Annotated in this window: 21 protein-coding genes; 14 read left to right on the top strand and 7 right to left on the bottom strand. The window is 47.4% G+C overall.

The annotated features are described in order from the left end of the window. Position 1: 1 nt before the first annotated feature. Both GQ671_RS09415 and GQ671_RS09420 read left to right on the top strand, forming a co-directional pair. Positions 2-1,279 (top strand): dihydrolipoamide acetyltransferase family protein, encoded by a 1,278-nt coding sequence (locus tag GQ671_RS09415; protein ID WP_160656116.1) that lies wholly within the window; start codon positions 2-4, stop codon positions 1,277-1,279. Between the two features lie 75 nt (positions 1,280-1,354). Beyond that, entirely contained in the window at positions 1,355-2,311 is a 957-nt protein-coding gene (locus GQ671_RS09420) for a sugar-binding transcriptional regulator (RefSeq protein ID WP_160656119.1), read from the top strand. Positions 2,312-2,359: 48 nt separating this feature from the next. On the opposite strand, the gene GQ671_RS09425 is transcribed toward GQ671_RS09420, so the two are convergent. From GQ671_RS09425 to GQ671_RS09440, 4 genes are read right to left on the bottom strand one after another with little or no spacing between them, the layout of a single operon-like run. Beyond that, positions 2,360-4,798 carry an ATP-dependent Clp protease ATP-binding subunit gene (locus tag GQ671_RS09425; protein ID WP_160656122.1) on the bottom strand — a complete coding sequence of 813 codons (2,439 nt, stop codon included), beginning with the start codon at positions 4,796-4,798 and terminating at the stop codon, positions 2,360-2,362. 1 nt (position 4,799) lies between these two features. Beyond that, the gene (locus GQ671_RS09430) at positions 4,800-5,864 is read right to left on the bottom strand and encodes a protein arginine kinase (RefSeq protein WP_246153222.1); all 1,065 of its coding nucleotides are present in this window, start codon (positions 5,862-5,864) and stop codon (positions 4,800-4,802) included. Continuing rightward, complete coding sequence (locus GQ671_RS09435; RefSeq protein ID WP_160656125.1) at positions 5,818-6,336, bottom strand: UvrB/UvrC motif-containing protein; 519 nt, start codon at positions 6,334-6,336, stop codon at positions 5,818-5,820. The genes GQ671_RS09430 and GQ671_RS09435 overlap by 47 nt, the downstream gene beginning before the upstream one ends. Positions 6,337-6,340: 4 nt before the next feature. Further along, entirely contained in the window at positions 6,341-6,808 is a 468-nt protein-coding gene (locus GQ671_RS09440) for a CtsR family transcriptional regulator (RefSeq protein WP_160656128.1), read from the bottom strand. A 203-nt stretch (positions 6,809-7,011) separates the two neighbouring features. Here GQ671_RS09440 and GQ671_RS09445 point away from each other — a divergent pair, with 203 nt between their 5' ends. Continuing rightward, positions 7,012-8,223: a NupC/NupG family nucleoside CNT transporter gene (locus tag GQ671_RS09445; RefSeq protein ID WP_160656131.1), complete on the top strand. Its 1,212-nt coding sequence runs from the start codon at positions 7,012-7,014 to the stop codon at positions 8,221-8,223. 66 nt (positions 8,224-8,289) lie between these two features. On the opposite strand, the gene GQ671_RS09450 is transcribed toward GQ671_RS09445, so the two are convergent. Next, positions 8,290-9,003: a Crp/Fnr family transcriptional regulator gene (locus GQ671_RS09450; RefSeq protein ID WP_160656134.1), complete on the bottom strand. Its 714-nt coding sequence runs from the start codon at positions 9,001-9,003 to the stop codon at positions 8,290-8,292. Between the two features lie 124 nt (positions 9,004-9,127). Then, positions 9,128-11,023, bottom strand: a complete 1,896-nt coding sequence (locus tag GQ671_RS09455; RefSeq protein ID WP_160656138.1) for a heavy metal translocating P-type ATPase — start codon at positions 11,021-11,023, stop codon at positions 9,128-9,130. A gap of 195 nt (positions 11,024-11,218) precedes the next feature. Between GQ671_RS09455 and GQ671_RS09460 the strand changes: the two genes are divergently transcribed. Continuing rightward, the gene (locus GQ671_RS09460; protein WP_160656141.1) at positions 11,219-11,428 is read left to right on the top strand and encodes a heavy-metal-associated domain-containing protein; all 210 of its coding nucleotides are present in this window, start codon (positions 11,219-11,221) and stop codon (positions 11,426-11,428) included. A 170-nt stretch (positions 11,429-11,598) separates the two neighbouring features. Continuing rightward, on the top strand, positions 11,599-12,408 hold the full coding sequence (locus GQ671_RS09465; protein WP_160656144.1) for a metallophosphoesterase: 810 nt from the start codon (positions 11,599-11,601) through the stop codon (positions 12,406-12,408). Between the two features lie 24 nt (positions 12,409-12,432). On the opposite strand, the gene GQ671_RS09470 is transcribed toward GQ671_RS09465, so the two are convergent. Continuing rightward, positions 12,433-12,726 carry a YerC/YecD family TrpR-related protein gene (locus GQ671_RS09470; protein WP_160656147.1) on the bottom strand — a complete coding sequence of 98 codons (294 nt, stop codon included), beginning with the start codon at positions 12,724-12,726 and terminating at the stop codon, positions 12,433-12,435. Between the two features lie 160 nt (positions 12,727-12,886). On the opposite strand from GQ671_RS09470, the gene GQ671_RS09475 reads away from it, so the two are divergent. Genes GQ671_RS09475 through hisIE form a run of 9 tightly spaced genes read left to right on the top strand, consistent with a single transcriptional unit; the run spans position 12,887 to position 19,738 of the window. Next, the gene (locus tag GQ671_RS09475; RefSeq protein WP_160656150.1) at positions 12,887-13,690 is read left to right on the top strand and encodes an ATP phosphoribosyltransferase regulatory subunit; all 804 of its coding nucleotides are present in this window, start codon (positions 12,887-12,889) and stop codon (positions 13,688-13,690) included. Beyond that, complete coding sequence (gene hisG / locus GQ671_RS09480; protein WP_160656152.1) at positions 13,687-14,292, top strand: ATP phosphoribosyltransferase; 606 nt, start codon at positions 13,687-13,689, stop codon at positions 14,290-14,292. The genes GQ671_RS09475 and hisG overlap by 4 nt, the downstream gene beginning before the upstream one ends. Then, the gene (gene hisD, locus GQ671_RS09485) at positions 14,289-15,521 is read left to right on the top strand and encodes a histidinol dehydrogenase (RefSeq protein WP_160656155.1); all 1,233 of its coding nucleotides are present in this window, start codon (positions 14,289-14,291) and stop codon (positions 15,519-15,521) included. The genes hisG and hisD overlap by 4 nt, the downstream gene beginning before the upstream one ends. Beyond that, entirely contained in the window at positions 15,484-16,557 is a 1,074-nt protein-coding gene (locus GQ671_RS09490) for a pyridoxal phosphate-dependent aminotransferase (protein WP_246153223.1), read from the top strand. The genes hisD and GQ671_RS09490 overlap by 38 nt, the downstream gene beginning before the upstream one ends. After that, on the top strand, positions 16,505-17,083 hold the full coding sequence (gene hisB, locus GQ671_RS09495) for an imidazoleglycerol-phosphate dehydratase HisB (RefSeq protein ID WP_160656157.1): 579 nt from the start codon (positions 16,505-16,507) through the stop codon (positions 17,081-17,083). Before GQ671_RS09490 ends, hisB begins: the two co-directional genes overlap by 53 nt. Next, positions 17,080-17,655 carry an imidazole glycerol phosphate synthase subunit HisH gene (gene hisH, locus GQ671_RS09500; protein ID WP_160656159.1) on the top strand — a complete coding sequence of 192 codons (576 nt, stop codon included), beginning with the start codon at positions 17,080-17,082 and terminating at the stop codon, positions 17,653-17,655. The genes hisB and hisH overlap by 4 nt, the downstream gene beginning before the upstream one ends. Continuing rightward, positions 17,656-18,357 (top strand): 1-(5-phosphoribosyl)-5-[(5-phosphoribosylamino)methylideneamino]imidazole-4-carboxamide isomerase, encoded by a 702-nt coding sequence (gene hisA, locus GQ671_RS09505; protein WP_160656161.1) that lies wholly within the window; start codon positions 17,656-17,658, stop codon positions 18,355-18,357. Further along, entirely contained in the window at positions 18,354-19,118 is a 765-nt protein-coding gene (hisF, locus tag GQ671_RS09510; RefSeq protein ID WP_160656164.1) for an imidazole glycerol phosphate synthase subunit HisF, read from the top strand. The genes hisA and hisF overlap by 4 nt, the downstream gene beginning before the upstream one ends. Beyond that, positions 19,115-19,738 carry a bifunctional phosphoribosyl-AMP cyclohydrolase/phosphoribosyl-ATP diphosphatase HisIE gene (gene hisIE / locus GQ671_RS09515; RefSeq protein WP_170288676.1) on the top strand — a complete coding sequence of 208 codons (624 nt, stop codon included), beginning with the start codon at positions 19,115-19,117 and terminating at the stop codon, positions 19,736-19,738. The genes hisF and hisIE overlap by 4 nt, the downstream gene beginning before the upstream one ends. Positions 19,739-19,756: the final 18 nt, after the last annotated feature.

The raw sequence follows: 19,756 nt of genomic DNA on the forward strand, positions 1-19,756 counted from the left end.
GATGGCAAATGAGATTTTCATGCCCAAGTTGAGCAGTACGATGGCTGAAGGTACCGTCATCGAGTGGTTTAAAGAAGAAGGAGACACGGTGGAAGTCGGTGAACCTATCTTAGAAATCATGACCGATAAGATCAATATTGAAGTCGAGTCCTATAATGACGGCATACTATTGAAAAAATATTTTGAAACGGATGACGTCGTTCCGGTAAATCACGTCATCGGATTCATCGGTGAGGCGGGAGAATCCGTCCCTGATGAGGCACCGGGTGAGAGCAGCGGCGCCGATTCTGATAATGGTCCAGAAGAGGCACCTTCACAGAGCGAACAACCGGAAGGTCACGCCAAGGACAGTGAATCGAAATCAGAGCTTTCCGGGAAAAGGGAATCGATGATCGGCAAGGTGCGCGCGACACCAGCCGCGCGGGCACACGCCAGAACTAATGACGTTGATATCAAGCAGATTACAGGCAGCGGAAGGAATGGACGCATCCACAAAGCTGATGTCGTCAATCATCTCTCTGCACAGTCTAAAACTCCAGCGAAACAGGCTGAGAGTGTAGATGCACCTGTAACAGAAGTTACGGCAAGTCAGGCGGCAACAGTCCAAACCGAGAAGCTGAGAGGTTCACGAAAAGTGACAGCAGATCGGATGGCTGACAGCAGTGCGACCATTCCACACGTCACGTTGAATTTCGAAGTGGAAATGGAACCATTGATTGAATTGAGAAAGGATCTGAATGAGAAGTACAAAGATGTAAAGGTTTCTTTCAATGATCTATTCATTCTCATTGCATCAAAAGCATTGGTTCTGCACCCGGACGTCAACATCACTTTCAAAGACAATGAAATCAGCTATCATGAGGAAAGGAACATTTCATTGGCTGTCGCTGTTGAAAAGGAACTGTTTGTGCCTGTTGTCAAAAATACCGAGAAGATGGGTCTGTTTGGCATCAGCAAGGAAAGCAGACGCCTGATTGAGGATACACGCAGCCGCAAGCTGTCGCAGGAGGATATGACCGGCGGCACATTCACCATATCGAATCTCGGCATGTATAGCATCACCAGTTTCACCCCGATAATCAATAAACCGCAGGCTGCCATACTCGGCATCGGTGCCACGACCGAGCAGCCGACGCTTAGGGATGGTGTGCTCCATAACAGGAAAATCGCAACACTCAGCCTTTCATTTGATCATAGAGTAATCAATGGCGCCCCTGCTGCAGCGTTCTGCGACACGGTTAAAAAGTTGACGGAGAACCCGATTGAACTGATCCTGTAATGAGAATGCCATCCTTATAACAGGATGGCATTCTGCATTTGAGGTGGTATAATTTACCCATGAGAGGATGAGTTTATGAGAGCCATTGTAGACGATAAAAAATTGATTGTTAAAGTATGCAAACTCTACTACTTCGATGGAATGACACAGGCTCAGATTGCCAAAAGGATCGGCGTATCCAGACCGATCGTCTCCAAAATGCTGTCAAAAGCAAAGGAGGAAAAGATTGTCGAAATCTTTATCAAGGATGAGAGTGCCCATACAGTGGATCTCGAACTGCATATAGAAAAAAAGTACGGAATAAAGGAAGCCATTGTCGTATCAAAATCCGGCTATGGGTCTGGTGTACTGCTGGATCTTCTAGGACAGGCAGCGGCTTCCTATGTATCCAAGAAGATAGGCAATATCGGATCTCTTGGCATCAGCTGGGGGAAATCCGTTTCAAGCTTTGTCGATGCCTATCCATTTGAGAAGAATGAGAATGTAAAGGTCGTACCGCTTATCGGTGGCATGGGTCGCAGCGAACTTGATCTGCATTCCAACATGCTGACGCTTAAACTGGCACAGAAACTGCATACACATTGCAGCTATCTGTATGCACCCGCCATGCTAAAGAATATCGATACAAAGAATAGGCTGCTGGAATCAGAAGATATCAACGGGGTCCTTCAGGAAGGAAATGCGGTCGATATGGCCATTGTGGGCATCGGCAACCCCGTTGTCCATTCCACCATGGAAGAGATCGGCTACCTCTCCAATGAAGATGTGGAGTCACTGAGAGAATCGAGCGCTATCGGGGACATCAACTCCTTTTTCTTCGATATTGATGGCGTACCTCTAACCCATCCGCTGAACGACAGCATCATCGGGGTCGACCTCGAGTCGCTAAAAGCCATCGGCACGACCATTGCCATCGCTACAGGTGACAACAAGACCCTGAGCATCCATTCGGCACTCCTCGGCGGGGCTGTGGATGTACTGGTAACAGATGACGAAACAGCACAGAAGATACTGGATATCGAACAAAAATAAAAACGACGGACCATCATGTCATCATATGATGGTCCGTCGTTTGCTGTATTATTCAGCTGTCACACTTTCTTTAGTCGTCACACTGAATTCGTCATCTTTATAATCGATTGTTACGATTCTGCCTTCAAGCTCTTCTCCGGAAAGGAGTGACTCACTGAGCCTATCTTCAATATGACGCTGGATGGAACGCGCAAGTGGACGTGCACCATATTCCGGATCATATCCTTCATCAGCAATTTTCTCTGTCGCAGCCTCAGTCACTTCAAGATGGATATCCTGACTGTCGAGGCGTTTCGTGAGCTGATTGATCATCAGCTTGACGATCTCTTTAAGATGTTCTTTTTCCAGACTGTGGAATACAATGATATCGTCCACACGGTTGATGAATTCAGGACGGAAAGTATTTTTCAGTTCCTTCATCATCGTGTTCTTGATGTTATCATAGTTACGTGTCTGATCCGTTGTACCGAAGCCGGCGAACTTATTGTCCTTGAGCTCCTGTGCACCTACGTTTGATGTCATGACGATGATTGTATTACGGAAATCTACAGTACGTCCGTTGGAGTCTGTCAGACGACCATCATCCAGCACTTGCAGAAGCATGTTGAAGACATCCGGGTGTGCTTTTTCTATTTCATCAAAGAGTACGAGTGAATAAGGCTTTCTTCTCACTTTTTCAGTGAGCTGGCCACCATCTTCGTATCCGACATACCCTGGAGGTGAACCGACGAGACGGGAGACGGAATGCTTCTCCATATACTCACTCATATCGACACGGATCATCGCATCCTCTTCACCGAACATCGCTTCACTGAGCGCTCTGCCAAGTTCAGTTTTACCGACACCTGTCGGGCCAAGGAAAATAAAGCTGCCTATCGGACGCTTCGGATTTTTAAGTCCGGCACGTGCCCTTCTGACCGCCTTGGCGATGGACGTCACTGCATCCTCCTGACCGATGACACGGTTGTGCAGGATTGATTCAAGATTCATCAGCCTATCCGACTCATCTTCAGCAATTTTCGAGAGTGGAATACCGGTGATGCCGCTGATGACGATTTCAATGTCACTTTTCTTAACAGACTGGGAAGCCTGACCCTGTTCCTTCTTCCAGTCATCTTCACGTTTTTTAAGCTCTTCTTCGAGTTTTGTCTGCTGATCCCTGTAGTTTGCTGCCGCTTCGAACTCCTGGCTCTGTACAGCAGAATCCTTCTCTTTCTTGATCGCTTCAAGTTTGCTTTCAAGGTCTTTCAGGTCCGGTGGGGATGTGTAGCTTCTGAGTCTCACTTTGGAGGACGCTTCGTCGATCAGGTCAATCGCCTTGTCCGGCAGGAATCTGTCCTGGACATAGCGGTCACTCATGACTGCCGCCGCTTCCAAGGCCTCGTCTGTAATTGTGATTCTATGGTGGGCTTCATAGCGGTCACGCAGTCCTCTGAGAATAAGGATCGCATCCTCAACATTCGGCTCATCCACCTGTACCGGCTGGAAACGGCGTTCCAGTGCTGCATCTTTTTCGATATGCTTACGGTACTCATCAAGCGTTGTCGCACCAATACATTGCAGTTCGCCACGGGCCAAAGCAGGTTTCAAGATGTTCGATGCATCAATAGCACCTTCTGCACCCCCTGCACCGATCAGTGTGTGGAGTTCATCGATGAAGAGGACAACGTTGCCCGCCTTATGGATTTCCTCCATGACCTTCTTCATACGCTCTTCAAACTCACCACGGTATTTGGTACCTGCGACAACCGTTCCCATATCGAGGGACATGACACGCTTGTCCTTCAGCGTTTCAGGCACTTCATTTTTGATGATCGCCTGGGCAAGACCTTCAGCAATGGCCGTCTTACCTACACCCGGCTCACCAATCAGTACCGGATTATTCTTCGTTCTTCTGCTCAGGACTTCGATGACACGCGTAATCTCTTTGGAACGGCCGATTACCGGGTCGAGCATTTCGTCACGTGCAATCTGAGTCAGATCACGCGCGAGTGAATCCAGTGTCGGCGTGTTATGGTCTTTTTTCATGCTTTCCTTCTGCTGGAACGACTCCGGGTTGCCGAGCATCTTGATGACAGCAGCCCGTGCTTTAGTAATGTTCAGATCGAGATTCGACAGTACACGTGCCGCAACGCCTTCACTCTCTCTGATCAGACCGAGCAGCAGGTGCTCTGTGCCTACGAAATTATGGTGAAGCTTGCGTGCTTCATCCATGGAAAGTTCAATGACTTTCTTTGCTCTCGGTGTATAGTGGATGGAAGAAGATGGTTCTGTCCCTTCATTGATCAGGTTGAATACTTCTTCTTTCACTTTCTCTTCGGTGATATTGAAGGATGCGAGCACTTTGGCCGCGATACCTTCATTTTCTTTAACCAGGCCGAGCAGCAGGTGCTCTGTGCCGATATTGGAATGTTTGAGGTTGATTGCTTCTTCCTGTGCATAAGCAAGCACTTTCTGGGCTCTTTCAGTTAATCTGCCAAATAGCATATTATTCCCCTCCTAGTAGTTGTCTCATCAATGCCGCACGCTCTTCTTCAACAGCGCGCTCCAGTGATGCTATTTCTTTATTCTGTTCATTCAGGCGCATCTTGATGAATGCTGGCTGAATCAGTTGAATCCATTTTTGGAATTGAAAATCTTCATGTTCTATCAGCTCAAGGTCGATTCCGAGTTTGATATCACTCAGACATTTGGCCGCTTCCTTCAGCGGAAGCTTGAAAGCATGCTTCAGTATACCGTATGAACGGTAGACCGAATCCTTCACTTCAATCAGATGTTCACTTTTGAACTGTGAGCGCATCTCGATCTCCTCTTCCACTATCCGTTCCTTCAATTCGTCCAGATTGCTGATGATCTCCTCTTCAGTCTGACCAAGCGTCAGCTGGTTGGAAAGCTGGTATATGTGGCCAAGGGGGATGGAGCCTTCTCCATATATGCCTCTCAATGTAAAACCGAAACGACTCAGGTTCGCCGCCAGTGTCTGAATTCTGCTGCCGAACGTCATCGCCGGCAGATGCAGCATGACCGAAGCTCTGAGGCCGGTACCAATATTGGTCGGACATGCTGTCAGATAACCATACTGGTCATCGAATGCATAACCTACTTCGGACTCTATTTCATCATCGATCTCATTCGCTTTATTATAGAGCGACATCAAGGACATCCCGACACCCATCGTCTGGATGCGCAGGTGGTCTTCTTCGTTGACCATGATGGAAATCGACTCTTCTTCATTAATGTAGCTGAGCAGTCCCCGCTTTGTAAACAGTGGACTGATCAGATGCTTTTCGACCATTAATGCCTTGTCTTCAAATTGAAGGGTGTCCATCTGTATACGTCTGTACCCTGTCAGTGTATCATCCAATCTATCCAATACAGGTTTAAGCTGCGCGTCATCGTTCATCATATGAGGGAACGGCAGATTGCTGATATTCCTCGCCAGCCTGACCCGTGTCGACATCTCGACAGGCAGCTCTTCGACATTGTGCATCCATGGACTGATATGGCTATACTCCATTGCTGTCACCTGCCTGTTCCAATGCTCTGATTTCATCCCGTACGACAACCGCCTCTTCAAACTCCTGAGTTTCGACGAGCTGTGCCAGTCTTTCCTTCAATGCTTCGATTTTTCTTTTGGTTTGCAGATGGGCCCGCGATTTCATCGGCACTTTGCCTACGTGCTCCGACTGATGCGCCTGTACTCGGCTCACGATATCCGGCACCTGCTCTTCAAATGTGTCATAGCAGTCGGGACAGCCGAACTTGCCCATATGGACGATGGTATTGATCGTCGAGCCGCACGTGGAACACTGTCTAGGCTGCTGCTTGGACTGATGCATCGATGGGTGCTGGGACAGTGATTGCAGCAGCTTCTGGATATTGAATGTATCGTCCGGATAGCTGAAGTCATTTTCAAATGAAGCATTGGCACACTGCTCACAAAGGAACTTCTCCGTCTTTTCGAGACCATTGCCTTTGGATATGTGGATCGTCGCTTCCCTTTCATTGCAGGATTCGCATTTCATCCCCTCACTCCTCGCTGTAGAGAATGACGTCGATCACCCTCATAAGAATATTTGCCCTGAGGCGGTCACGATATGGCAGGTCGAGCATCAGGCTCTCCCTTTCCAGTACCGCATCTATGATTTTTGCTTCTTTTCGTGTAACCACTTCATTCTCCATCAGAGACTGGACGATGCGATTCGCATTCTGCTGTGAGATGCCGTCCCCGATCAATTGCTTCAGACGTGCCAGATAATCGGATTTGGAATGCGTTTCGACTTTCGTGATCCGGATGTATCCGCCACCGCCTCTTTTGCTTTCGACGGTGTAGCCGTGCTCATTAGTAAAACGGGTTTTTATTACATAATTCAGCTGTGAGGGGACACAGTCGAACTTCTCAGCGATATGCGCACGCTTGATTTCGACGACTTCACCGCCGGACTGCTCAATCAGCTGTTTCAGGTACTGTTCGATTATATCCGACATATTGCGCATTTCATCACCCCTTTTGACCTTCTTTGACTATAATTATATATCCTATGATCCAATATGGCAAATGGAATGTTTTGCAAATTCACTCTTTATTTTTGTAACCGTTTGCATTATAATTAATCAGGATGTTCCATCAATCGTGCATATACAGAAAGAAACACTCTATTATATAATGTACAAAACTTACTATTTATGAGGTGACAGACTTGAATATTATTATGGGTATCATCGGAATCGCGTTTACATTCCTACTGGCATGGATTGTCAGCAGTGACCGCAAGCGTGCTTTCAGTAAATGGAAGAACATACTGATTCTTCTTGCCATCCAGTTGCTACTTGCCTTCATTCTTCTTTCCACTGGTGCCGGAGAAGCACTGATTGGCGCACTTGCAGCCGGCTTCAACGCTTTACTCGGGTTTGCCGCTGAAGGTGTTGCATTCGTCATGGGCGACCTGACCACACTTGAAGATGGTTCACCTGCAGATGTGTTCTTATTTAACGTATTGCTGCCGATCATCGTCATTTCCGCACTGATAGGAATTCTGCAGTTCACTAAAATTCTGCCACTGATCATTCGTCTACTTGGTCTACTATTGACAAAAATCACCGGTATGGGATATCTCGAGTCGTACAATGGTGCTGCTTCAATGATCCTTGGTCAGTCTGAAGTATTCATTTCACTCAAGAACCAGCTGCCGCACTTGCCTAAACACCGTCTTTATACATTATCAGCACAGGCGATGAGTTCAGTATCACTTTCCATCGTCGCTGCATACATGACGATGCTGGAACCGCAATATGTTGTAACAGCAATCGTCCTCAATCTATTCGGTACATACGTCATTGTCCACATCCTCAATCCGTATGACGTAACGGATACAGAAGATGCGGCAGATGTCGATGATAATCCTGATGCAGGAAAATCATTCTTCCAGGTGCTTGGAGACTACATCATGGATGGTGCCAGAGTCGCATTGACCGTAGCAGCGATGCTGATCGGCTACATTGCACTCATTGCCATCCTGAACCAGGCATTCCTGCTTATTCCTGGTGTAAATATTACTTTCCAAGATGTCCTTGGCTACATCTTCATGCCGATTGCATTCCTGATCGGTGTGCCATGGTCGGAAGCCCAGCAAGTGGGTAGCCTGATGGCCACGAAGCTGATTACGAACGAATTCGTCGCGATGCTCGACTATACGACAATGGCAGAAGAACTCAGCCGCAAGTCCCAGGCAATGATTTCCGTATTCCTGGTATCATTTGCGAACTTCTCAAGTATCGGTATCATTGCAGGATCTGTTAAGGGTCTGCATAACGAAAGCGGCGACAAAGTTGCACGCTTCGGTCTGAAACTTGTTTACGGTGCTTCCCTCGTCAGCGTTCTGACAGCAGCAGTCGTCGGCTTCTTCGCTTAGAAATTCATAGCAAATAAAAATACAGGCCAATGGCCTGTATTTTTATTTGCTTCATATTTGATCGAATCAACTACTAGAGGACGATAAGGCGTTCAGATTCAAAACGCGAATGACGCGCTGGTCCTTTTGTTCAATCCAACCCTCATTTTCAAATTTACCCAACTTTCGACTGATGGTTTCGGGAGTGGTTCCAAGAAAGGATGCAAGATCCTTCCGAGACATCGGCAGATGGAATTCCATGGAATCTTTTTCTTCCGCCTGCTGTACCAGGTAGAAGGCGATACGCGAATCTATATCTTCTGTTGCAAAACGTGTCATCTGCATTTCCGTCCGTTCAAGACGGTCGGAGAATTCATTGAGAATCTTTAAAGAAATGCTTGGAAATATCCTAAGGAGTGCATTCAGATCATTTCGCTGTATACTACAGATCTCTGTTTTTTCCATGGCTTCTGCATACACATCATGTATCGATTCCTTAAAGAGCGCAAGTTCACCGGTAAAGTCACCCGGGTACAGAATCCTGACCAGCTGCTCTTTTCCATTCTCGGATAGCCGGTAGATTTTAATTTTTCCACGATGAATGATATAAAGTGAACTTGAGACGTCACCTGCACTATATAAAGGTTCCCCTCTCCTTAGAGAGATAGGACGTGTTGTTTTCACGACTTCCCTCATTTCTTCTTCTTGAAGATGATTGAAGATCGGTACAATGGCAACACACGACTGGGCCGTTTTTTTACTATTCTGCGCTGTATGACTGCAAACTTCCTGCTCCTCCATGTCTATCCTCCTCCATACACCAATACTATATAAACTATTTTACAGAATTTCCAGTTGAACATACCAGCAACTAAAAAATATAAAGCGAAAAGATGTCTTACCCGAATGGGTCATCTCCTCAAAATCAAACAGGTTTAATCTTTAAGTCCTGCCTTGATTTTTTAGAGGGACGTTTGAAACTCATCAGCCGCATGGCATTCAGAATGACAATCAGTACGCTTGCTTCGTGGATAAACATGCCGGAAGCCAGATGGACGGAACCCATAAGCACACCAATCAGCAGAATTACGACAATACTAACGGCAAAGAACGTATTCTGTTTCATATTTCGTATTGTGGCCTTCGACAGTGAGTGGGCATGGGATAGTTGCATCAGCCTATCGGCCATCAGGACGACATCTGCAGTTTCCATCGCAACATCCGTACCACCCTCACCCATTGCAATGCCGACATCCGATGCGGCGATTGCTGGTGCATCATTGACACCATCACCTGCCATGGCGACCGTATGCCCCTGTGCTTTCAGTCGTCTCACGAAAGCCACCTTTTCTTCAGGCAATAGTTCGGCATGGAATTCATCCAGTCCCAATCTTGAGGCAACGAGTTCAGCAGTATGCTGATTGTCACCGGTCAGCATGATGATTCTTCTGATGCCATTATTTCTCATTCGAGCGAGTGCAGCCACTGCATCTTCGCGGATCTCATCGGCAATCGAGAAGATGCCGGCTAACTTCTTGTCCACGGCGATGAGGATCGCTGTGTTTCCAAGCTTTTCACGTTCCACCGCATAAGCTTCGATTTCAGTTGGGATAGCGATTTTTTTCTCTGACATCAGCTTCCGGTTGCCGATAGTCAGAACCCGTCCTCTCACTCTGGCCTCCAGACCGTTTCCTTTGATGACGTCCACCTGTCCAGCCTCCTGGTCGAGGACCAATCCTCTGGTTTCCGCTTCTTTGACAATCGTTTGTCCAAGGTGGTGTTCAGAGCCTATCTCTGCTTGTGCCACCCAGTTGAGCAATTCCAATTCCTTGTGTGAATCGAAGGCTTTAATTTCAGTCACTGACGGTTTCCCTTTAGTCAATGTACCCGTTTTGTCTAATACGATCGTATCCACTTTCGAGAAACGGTCCATCACTTCTCCACCTTTGACCAGCACACCATTTTTTGCGCCATTGCCGATGCCTGCTACACTGGAAACCGGTGCACCAATGATCAACGCACCCGGACAAGCGATGACAAGGAAAGTGATTGCGAGATGCAGGTTTCTTGTCAAAATATACACCAGGATGGAGAGCACTATTACTGCAGGTGTATAGATATCCGCGAATCTGTTCAGAAATTTTTCTGTTTTCGATTTTGATTCCTGCGCTTCTTCTACAAGCTCAATGATCTTTGCGAATGTTGTATCATTCCCGACTTTTTCAGCGATCACTTCTATATAGCCGGTATCAATGATTGTACTGCTGAACACATTGTCCCCAATGCTTTTGGAAGCCGGTACAGATTCACCCGTGATAGCTGCTTCATCAAGGGAAGCATTCCCACTGACTATTCTACCGTCCACTGGCACTTTTCCACCCGTACGGATGAGGACATGGTCCCCTTTGCTCACTTCTTCCACCGGCACTGTCTGGCTGATGTCGTCCCGAACTACCGTCGCTTCCTGTGGTGTCATATCGATCAAATTCTTTAAGGAAGAACGTGTTTTTTCCAACGTTCGCGCTTCCAGATAATCGCCGAAAAGGAACAGGAAGGTCACAACAGCCGACTCCACATATTCTCCAATGAAAAGCGCACCAATGACCGCAATCGTTACGAGCACTTCAATACTGAAGGCCTTCATGCTAATCGCCTGCAAGGCCTTCAATGCAATCGGACTTCCGGCCATGACAGTCGCAATGATCAGGGTGAACTGCCGCAGGACATCGAAACCTGTGAAGTGGAAAATGAGCGTCAATACCAATAGTAATGCAGACAGAAAAGTAATCGCTTTTTTATGCTTATGAATAAGACCCACCATTTCGTTCAACTCCTCTTTTAAAGTGTATTTTCTTTACACTCCTATCTTAAGTGATTTTAAAAAAGAATAACTTGACTCCCATCAAGAACGAAGTTTTTCGAATATATTTTTTACCCCAAAAGATTGATGACGGTCAAGGAATGATGAAAGCAGAAGATCTATACTTGAGATAGAAAAAATAAAGGAGAGATCGAGATGAACACAGTCAAATTTAAATTGGAACCCCTCACATGCCCATCCTGCATCAAAAAGATAGAAAGCAAAGTCGGGAAAGTGGAAGGTGTCGAAGAAGTGAAGGTCCTTTTCAACTCCAGCAAAGTGAAAGCCACCTTTGACAAAGACAAAGTGACACCAGAAGAACTGAAGACGATCATCGAGAAACTGGGTTATGCGGTAGTCGCTTAGAATCAACCACTGATTTTATGGATGGAAATAGAAATGCGAGCCTCCTGTGGCAAGGAGGCTCGCATTTCTATTTTCCTGTTCTTTAATATAACAGCTGAACTCACTTCAGTTGACTTCATTACAATATGTGCATAGTATTTTTCAGTATATGAATACGACGGAGAGATAATATGAAAATAGGCATCATCGCCGATCTGCATATCGATCGGACCAGGACAGAATATACAATAGAAGATTTCAGGCAAGTACTGTCCCATGAAATGCTCAATCAAAATATCGACTTGCTGCTCATTGCCGGTGATATTTCCAATGACTACCGGGTCACTTCGGCATTTGTCGAGTCTCTGATGGAATCAACAAATATCGACATCCGGTTTGTTCCGGGCAACCACGACTACTGGCAGCCGGAGGGTGTCTCAAGTACGGAGGTATACCGATTCTACAAGGACCATCCGAAAAGCCTGATCGAATCGCCGCTCATACTGGGTGATGACTGGGCGATTGTCGGTCATAGCGGCTGGTACGACTATTCCTACGCCGACCCGCGCTTCACGCTGGAGAAGCTTGCGAGTGGCAAGTTCTACGGCGGTACTTGGCAGGATAAGGTCAAAATCCACTGGCCAGTCGATGATCCGGAATTATCACGTTCCTTTGCCGAATCCGTACAGAAGGACCTGGAAACAGTCAAAGACCGCAACATCATACTGATGACGCACGTCGTGACCCATCACAGATTCACCGTGCCCACACCCCATAGACTGTTCGACTTCTATAATGCCTTCATCGGCACATCCGATTTCGACAGCTTCTATGAAGATTATCCCATCCGCTACAGCATCATGGGACACGTCCATTTCCGTCACCAGTTTGAAGCAGACGGCATCCAGTATATATGCCCCTGCCTCGGCTACCAGCGGGAATGGCGGACGGATGACCTGGCTACGGAAATCAGAAATACATTCAGAGTCATTGAAATATAGGCAGTCCCTGCATGCAGAGGCTGCCTATTTCTGATCCATCCGGTCAATGATAGCGTGATAGCCTTCACTCCCATAATCCAGACACCGCTTCACTCTGGATACTGTAGCACTCGATGCACCGGTCTTATCCTGTACTTTCGAATACGTATGTCCCTCTTTTATCATCTTAGCCACCTGGAAACGCTGCTTCAATGAAACGAGTTCATTCGTTGTACATAGGTCATCGAAAAAGTGATGGCATTCCTCGACCGATTCAAGCTTCAGTATCCCCTCGAACAGATCATCCAGTTCTTTACCCCTCAGTTTATCTATCTGCATATATTTCCCTCCATTAATACGATTATCATAACAAAACACTTTAGCGTTTTAAAGTGTTAAACAAAATTGCACCAAAAGTCTTGTCATTGTCAGTTTACTTTGCTATTATCTAATTTATTGATTATTCTTTATCACGCTAAAGTATTAAAGGAGACATCGTATGAAAAATGAACTGATCATCCGACGATTGAAATTTGCACAGGACTATACACAGCTGCTTGCTGATGAAAACTATCAGCTGGTCGATATGAATATGGTGGAACCATTCAATATCGATGACAAAAGACACCATTCTTCAACCATCATCTTCGAGAAGAATGAACAGCTCTTTTCAATCCGCAGTGACTGGACACGCTCACTGCTGAACTATAATGAAAACTATACGCTTGATGACCGCTTCTTCGGCTACTTCGGATCGGTAGTGAGGAACTATGAGACATTCTACCAGGCAGGCGTTGAGCTGTATGGCCCATCCAACGATGAAATTCTTTCAAGCATCGATATGCATCTGTCGTTTGTCACAGCAAGATATGATGAGAAATTCCAGTCCATCGTCGTCAACGACGATACGCTGCTTGATCTGTATATCGAAAAATACGCGCTTGAAGATGATATCCGTACGCTCGTCCATGAGAAGAACCTGTCGGAAATAAAGAAACGCCTCGGTGGCAGCCACTCGCTCTATACGTTGCTTTCCGCAAAAGTAAGCGACCAGATCGATCTGGTGAATGCAGAATTCGGAGACAGTGACATCATGCTTTTCATTGAAAGACTGAAACAGCTGCTCGAAAAATATGATATGAAGTTCATACTGGATTTATCGTTCCGTTCTCCACAGTCCTACTACAACGGCTTTTATTTCCAAGCTTTCCTGAACCATGACTATCCATTGCTCAGCGGCGGGGAATATAACAGCAGCGCCTTCGGCATCGCGGTGAATCTATCTAATGGAGGATTGCTATGATTACAGTTGCATTGACAAAAGGACGCCTTTTCAAGGACTTCCTGAAATATATGAATAAGAACGGACTGACCGTCTACAACGAAGCGCTCGAGGAAGAGACACGTTCGCTCTATACCATTGTCGACAATGTCAAATTCATCTTCGCCAAAGGCCCGGACGTACCGACCTATGTGGAGAGTGGGGTGGCGGATCTCGGCATCGTCGGATCCGACATCATCACCGAGGATACATTCAATATACTGAACGTCTCCCAGCTGCCGTTCGGCGAATGCCACTTCTCGGTGGCTGCACTGCCCGACCAGCAGGAATTCAAGGTCATCGCGACGAAGTATATGAACATCGCCCACACCCACTTTAAAAACAAAAGACAGGATGTCTCTCTGATCCATCTGAATGGTTCAGTGGAACTGGCCCCACTGCTTGGCCTGTCCGACGGCATCGTCGATATCGTCCAGACCGGTAGTACGCTCCGGGATAACGGACTCGTGGAACACGAAGAGATCATGGAAATCCACGCAAGACTCATTGCCAACAAACGGACGTTCTATACGAAAGAGGACGAGATCTATGATTTCATCAAGGAAATCGGGGTGATCGAATGAATGTCGCAGAATTCAAATCGGTTTTCGATGTAAAGCGCGGCTCTGCCGGTTTCGATGACTATAAAGGTGTCATGGAGATCATAGAGCAGGTCCGGACGGATGGTGACCGGGCACTGCATGACTATACGGCACAGTTCGACAATCAGACCGTGGATACTTTTAAAGTAGACAAGGCAGCACTGAAGAACAGCTATGATGCCATCTCAGAAGAAGAGCGTGAAGCGCTTGAGACGATCAAGAAACGGATAGAACAGTATCAGGGAAGCATCAAGTATAGGGATATGGATAACGGTGAGTTCCAATACGTCTACCATCCCATTGAAAGAGTCGGCGTCTATGTACCCGGCGGTACGGCACTCTACCCATCGAGCGTGCTGATGACAGTTGTGCCGGCACTTGCTGCAGGCGTTAAGGAGATCCACGTTGTCACGCCAACTTTCGAAGAGAACAACATCACCTTCGCCGCTCTCCACATCTGTGGTGTCGAGAATGTATATACGGTCGGTGGCGCACAAGCCATTGCTGCTCTCGCTTACGGCACAGAAACGATTCCAAAAGTCGACAAAATTGTCGGACCCGGCAACTATTACGTAGCGCTTGCCAAAAGATTATTGTTCGGCGAAGTCGGCATCGACATGATTGCCGGCCCAAGCGAGATTCTGATCTATGTCGATCAGGACGTCCATATCGACGCCATCGTCTACGATCTGTTTGCCCAGGCCGAGCATGATGTGAATGCACGGACATTTCTGATCAGTGAAGATGAAGCGGTCATAAAAGCTATAGAAGACCGTCTTGATCAGATGATGGAAGATCAGCCACGCAGCCATATCATAAGAGATTCCATAAAAAACAATCACTACGCTGTGATCGATTCGCAGGAAGCGCTGATCGGTATGATCAACGATATTGCACCCGAGCACGTTTCCATCCAGCATAAGGATGCGGACAGAATCATCCGTAATATCAGGTATGCCGGTGCCGTCTTCAATGGCTATTATTCACCGGAAGCGATCGGCGACTACGTAGCCGGCCCGTCCCACGTGCTACCGACCGATAAGACCGGGCGGTTCAGCCATGGACTGAACGTCAATGACTTCATGACGAGCCATGCAGTGATTTCACTGGAAAAAAGTACTTATGGTGAGATTGCAGGACCAGCAAAGACCATTGCCAGACGCGAGCAGCTGGATGCCCACTACCAATCTCTACACATTCGAACGGAGTGATGACATGATCCATATGGACCGCAATACAAGCCCGATCTCCCCGCTCGATGATGAAGCCATCTCAGAAGTCATCAAGGCGACGAAAATTCATGAATACCCGGGAGATGAAATAGATAACTTCAAACAACTATATGCCGACTACTACGATATCGAGCCTGCCACCATCGAAGTCGCCAATGGCTCCGATGAATGGATTCAGAAGGCCATCATGACACTGGGGCACAACGGCGTCATGACACTCGACCCGGATTTTGTCATGTATCATGAGTATGCCAATCAGGTGGATGTGCCTGTCTACACTGTTTCGTGTGATGCAGACTTCACTTTCGACTTTGATCAGGTCATCAAGGCAGTCGAATTACACAAGCCTTCTCTCTTCCTGATATCCGTACCGCATAACCCGACCGGGCGCATGTTCAGAGCCGAAGAACTTCAAGCACTGGCAGATGCGATGCAAGACGTGGACGGCTATCTCGTACTCGATGAGGCCTACTTCGAATTCGGACCGGCCTATACAAGACCGGAAGGTGCACATGTGCTGATCATCCGTACGCTCAGTAAAATGTTCGGTGTTGCGGGACTTAGAATCGGCATTGCGATTGCCAAGGACGAGACGTTCGATAAAATCACCCGTCTCAACCACCCCTACCCGGTCAACTCACTATCACTGAACTTGGCAAGCAAAATCTTCGAAAAAAGATCGACGCTTGATGTATTCATCCGTTATCAGCTCGATTCGAAAAAACGCCTTTCCAAGTCGCTTGGACAAGTATCTGATAAAATAAATATCATCGGATCCAGTACAAATTTTATTCTGACCTATGGTGAAACTGCCCGTGATCTGGCAGCCTATCTGAAATCACATGGCTATCAGGCAAGGGTGTATGACAAACCGCCGCTTGAAAATGCCGTCAGATATTCGATCATCGGACTCGAACATTACGAAACTTTCAACCAACTAATCAAGAAATGGAGCAATCAATATGATCAAGAAGGAACGCGCGACAAAGGAAACGAAAATATCCATATCACTTGATGATGAGAAGTCACCCAACGACTCCTCCATCTCGACCGGTGTCGGCTTCTTTGATCATATGCTGACACTGTTCAGCTTCCACTCCGGCCTCTACCTCAATGTTGAAGCGGACGGTGATCTTGAAGTGGACGACCACCATACCGTCGAGGATGTCGGCATCATTCTCGGCCAGATGATCCGTGAACTTTATGTCGAGAAGTCCTCATACCAGCGCTATGGCACCACCTATATACCGATGGACGAATCCCTGGCGCGTGTCGTGCTCGATCTTTCCGGCCGACCGCACCTCAGTTTCCAGGCACACTTCTCGAAAGAGAAGGTCGGTACATTCGATACGGAACTGGTCATGGAATTCTTCAACGCAGTGAGCATGAACAGCCGGATGACGCTGCATATCGATTTGCTCAAAGGCGGCAATACGCACCACGAAATTGAAGCGATCTTCAAAGGATTTGCCAGAAGCCTGAAAGCCGCACTTGCACCGAGTGATGCAGGCGTACCTTCCTCAAAGGGTGTCATCGAATGATCGGCATCATAGACTATTCCCTCGGTAATATACAGAACATAAAGAATGCACTCGAGAAGCTTGAATATGAATATATCCTTTCAAGCAAATATGAAGATCTGAAGGATTGCGATGCCATCCTGCTGCCTGGTGTCGGCCATTTCGGCAATGCGATGGAAACCATCGATCGTCTTGATATCAAGTGGGATCTGTTGAAACTGGCTGAAACGAAGCGGTTCATCGGCATCTGTCTCGGCATGCAGCTGCTTTTTGAGGAGAGCGCGGAAGGCGACGCAAAGGGACTCGGTCTACTGCCCGGAAGAATCATCCGGATGAAAACACCGCATCCTGTGCCGCACCTCGGTTGGAACACACTCACAAGCACGAACCCGGTGCTTGACGGCAAGGACGTCTATTTTGTACACAGCTTCATGGCTGAGAGCACAGAACACGCCATCGCCACAGCGGAATATGGTGTGACCGTACCGGCAGTTGTAAAAAAGGGCAATATCATCGGCATCCAGTTCCATCCGGAAAAATCCGGAGATCTTGGTGTCGATATGCTGAAGCAAGCCATTGAAGGAGGACTATAGATGAACATCATCCCAGCAATCGATATCATCGACGGTCAGAACGTCCGTCTGACCCAGGGCGACTATGATAAGAAAACATCGATGAAGCGGACACCTGAGGAGGCGATCGCCTTCTACAGTAGTTTCGATCAAGTGGCCCGTATCCACATCGTCGATCTTATGGGTGCATTGAAACAGAACGCTCAAGAGTCCACTATCATACAGAAATTGAAGCAAAAGACTACGCTTCCCCTGCAGATCGGTGGAGGGCTGAGAAACACCGAAACACTCGAAAAATATGATGCCATCGGCATCGACTACTTCATTCTCGGTACCCGGGCCATCATGGACTTCGAATGGTTGAAATCAGTTGCCACAAAGTTCCCAGGACGCATATTTGTTGGTGTCGATGCCAGAGAGAACGACATCTACATCAATGGTTGGACTGAAAACAGTGGTATCGTGATCGATGACTACATTGAAAAGATAGAAAGTCTCGATATCGCCGGCATCATCTATACCGATATCAATAAGGATGGCATGAACCAGGGGCCGAACTTCGAGAATACAAAGCGGATCAATGACCTGACACGCCACACCGTCATCGCAAGTGGCGGTGTCAGAGACAAGGCAGATCTCGACCAGCTCGAGTCGATGGGAATCACTCATGCCATCGTCGGCAAAGCCAGTCATAGCAACGACTTCTGGAGGGGAATCAGATGATCAAAAAACGCATCATTCCATGCCTCGATGTCAAAGAGGGACGCGTCGTCAAAGGTGTGAACTTTGTCGGATTGAGGGACGTCGGTGACCCTGTGGAACTGGCTACTCGATACAACGCAGAAGGCGCAGATGAACTCGTGTTACTCGACATATCCAAGACCCAGAACGGACATGATCTGATGATCGATGTCATCCGCGAAACTGCCAAAGCCCTATTCATTCCGCTGACAATCGGTGGTGGCATCTCGACAGTCGATGATATCCGCCAGCTACTCAACGCAGGCGCCGATAAGGTCAGCGTCAACTCCGCTGCCCTCAGAAATCCGGAACTGATCCGTGAAGCCAGTGAAGTGTTCGGAAGCCAGTGCATATGCGTCGCGATAGATGTAAAGTATGATCCCGATGCAACAGACTACTTCGTCCACACCCATGGCGGTTCGAAAAAGACGGAGATCCGTGCTTTCGAATGGATCGAGCAGTGTGCCGCACTCGGTGCTGGGGAATTCCTCATTACAAGCATGGATCATGACGGCGTCAAGCAGGGCTTCGACATCGACTTTCTCGCGCGTGCAAATAAAATGGTGGATATTCCGATCATCGCAAGCGGCGGTGCCGGGAATGCAGCCCACTTTACGGAACTCTTCCAGGAAACCGGTGTATCGGCTGGACTGGCAGCTTCCATCTTCCACAACAAGGAAGTTGAAATCAAAGATTTAAAAGAAGATCTTCATCAATCAGAAATCGAGGTGAGATTCATATGAAACCGGATTTTGCCAAAGGCAACGGTCTCCTATCCGTCATCCTGCAGGATGACAGTACCGGTCAGGTGCTGATGAACGGCTTCATGAATGAAGCAGCCTACGAGAAGACCCTCGAAGACAAAGTCGTATGGTTCTATTCCCGCTCCAAGGAGCGGCTGTGGAAAAAGGGTGAAACAAGCGGCCATATACAGGTCGTCAAAAGTATGGCACTCGACTGTGACTCTGATGCACTGCTCATTCATGTCGATCCGAAAGGACCGACATGCCACCTTGGCACACAGAGCTGCTTCGGCGATGCCTATTTCAACCTGCAGACGCTGGATAGGATTGTCGATCAGAAGGTGGATAATCCACAAGAAGGCTCCTACACCAGTTATCTCACAGAAGAAGGCATCGATAAGATTCTTAAGAAATGCGGTGAGGAAATGACCGAAGTTGTCATTGCCGCCAAAAACAATGATCATCAGGAGCTTGTAAACGAAACAAGCGACCTTTTCTATCATATGCTCGTCCTGCTGAAACACCAGGGTGTTTCCCTGAAAGAAGTGGAAGACAACCTGGAAACTCGCCATGGACAGAATCTTTCATACAAGGTCCGTGGAGATATTGAAGAATGGTAGAACAGATGGCTGGATAAC

The organism is Salinicoccus hispanicus, from assembly GCF_009831115.1.
In the GTDB taxonomy this organism is placed as follows: Bacteria; Bacillota; Bacilli; order Staphylococcales; family Salinicoccaceae; genus Salinicoccus; species Salinicoccus hispanicus.

Bases quoted from the DNA above. Each gene is read 5' to 3' on its own strand.
- GQ671_RS09465 (WP_160656144.1), top strand. From the start codon at position 11,599: ATGAAAATAGGCATCATCGCCGATCTGCATATCGATCGGACCAGGACA.
- GQ671_RS09440 (WP_160656128.1), bottom strand. From the start codon at position 6,808: ATGCGCAATATGTCGGATATAATCGAACAGTACCTGAAACAGCTGATT.
- hisIE (WP_170288676.1), top strand. From the start codon at position 19,115: ATGAAACCGGATTTTGCCAAAGGCAACGGTCTCCTATCCGTCATCCTG.
- hisB (WP_160656157.1), top strand. From the start codon at position 16,505: ATGATCAAGAAGGAACGCGCGACAAAGGAAACGAAAATATCCATATCA.
- GQ671_RS09425 (WP_160656122.1), bottom strand. From the start codon at position 4,798: ATGCTATTTGGCAGATTAACTGAAAGAGCCCAGAAAGTGCTTGCTTAT.
- hisA (WP_160656161.1), top strand. From the start codon at position 17,656: ATGAACATCATCCCAGCAATCGATATCATCGACGGTCAGAACGTCCGT.
- GQ671_RS09450 (WP_160656134.1), bottom strand. From the start codon at position 9,003: ATGGAGGAGCAGGAAGTTTGCAGTCATACAGCGCAGAATAGTAAAAAA.
- GQ671_RS09460 (WP_160656141.1), top strand. From the start codon at position 11,219: ATGAACACAGTCAAATTTAAATTGGAACCCCTCACATGCCCATCCTGC.
- GQ671_RS09470 (WP_160656147.1), bottom strand. From the start codon at position 12,726: ATGCAGATAGATAAACTGAGGGGTAAAGAACTGGATGATCTGTTCGAG.
- GQ671_RS09475 (WP_160656150.1), top strand. From the start codon at position 12,887: ATGAAAAATGAACTGATCATCCGACGATTGAAATTTGCACAGGACTAT.
- hisF (WP_160656164.1), top strand. From the start codon at position 18,354: ATGATCAAAAAACGCATCATTCCATGCCTCGATGTCAAAGAGGGACGC.
- hisH (WP_160656159.1), top strand. From the start codon at position 17,080: ATGATCGGCATCATAGACTATTCCCTCGGTAATATACAGAACATAAAG.
- GQ671_RS09430 (WP_246153222.1), bottom strand. From the start codon at position 5,864: ATGAAATCAGAGCATTGGAACAGGCAGGTGACAGCAATGGAGTATAGC.
- GQ671_RS09415 (WP_160656116.1), top strand. From the start codon at position 2: ATGGCAAATGAGATTTTCATGCCCAAGTTGAGCAGTACGATGGCTGAA.
- GQ671_RS09435 (WP_160656125.1), bottom strand. From the start codon at position 6,336: ATGAAATGCGAATCCTGCAATGAAAGGGAAGCGACGATCCACATATCC.
- GQ671_RS09490 (WP_246153223.1), top strand. From the start codon at position 15,484: ATGCCCACTACCAATCTCTACACATTCGAACGGAGTGATGACATGATC.
- GQ671_RS09455 (WP_160656138.1), bottom strand. From the start codon at position 11,023: ATGGTGGGTCTTATTCATAAGCATAAAAAAGCGATTACTTTTCTGTCT.
- GQ671_RS09420 (WP_160656119.1), top strand. From the start codon at position 1,355: ATGAGAGCCATTGTAGACGATAAAAAATTGATTGTTAAAGTATGCAAA.
- hisG (WP_160656152.1), top strand. From the start codon at position 13,687: ATGATTACAGTTGCATTGACAAAAGGACGCCTTTTCAAGGACTTCCTG.
- hisD (WP_160656155.1), top strand. From the start codon at position 14,289: ATGAATGTCGCAGAATTCAAATCGGTTTTCGATGTAAAGCGCGGCTCT.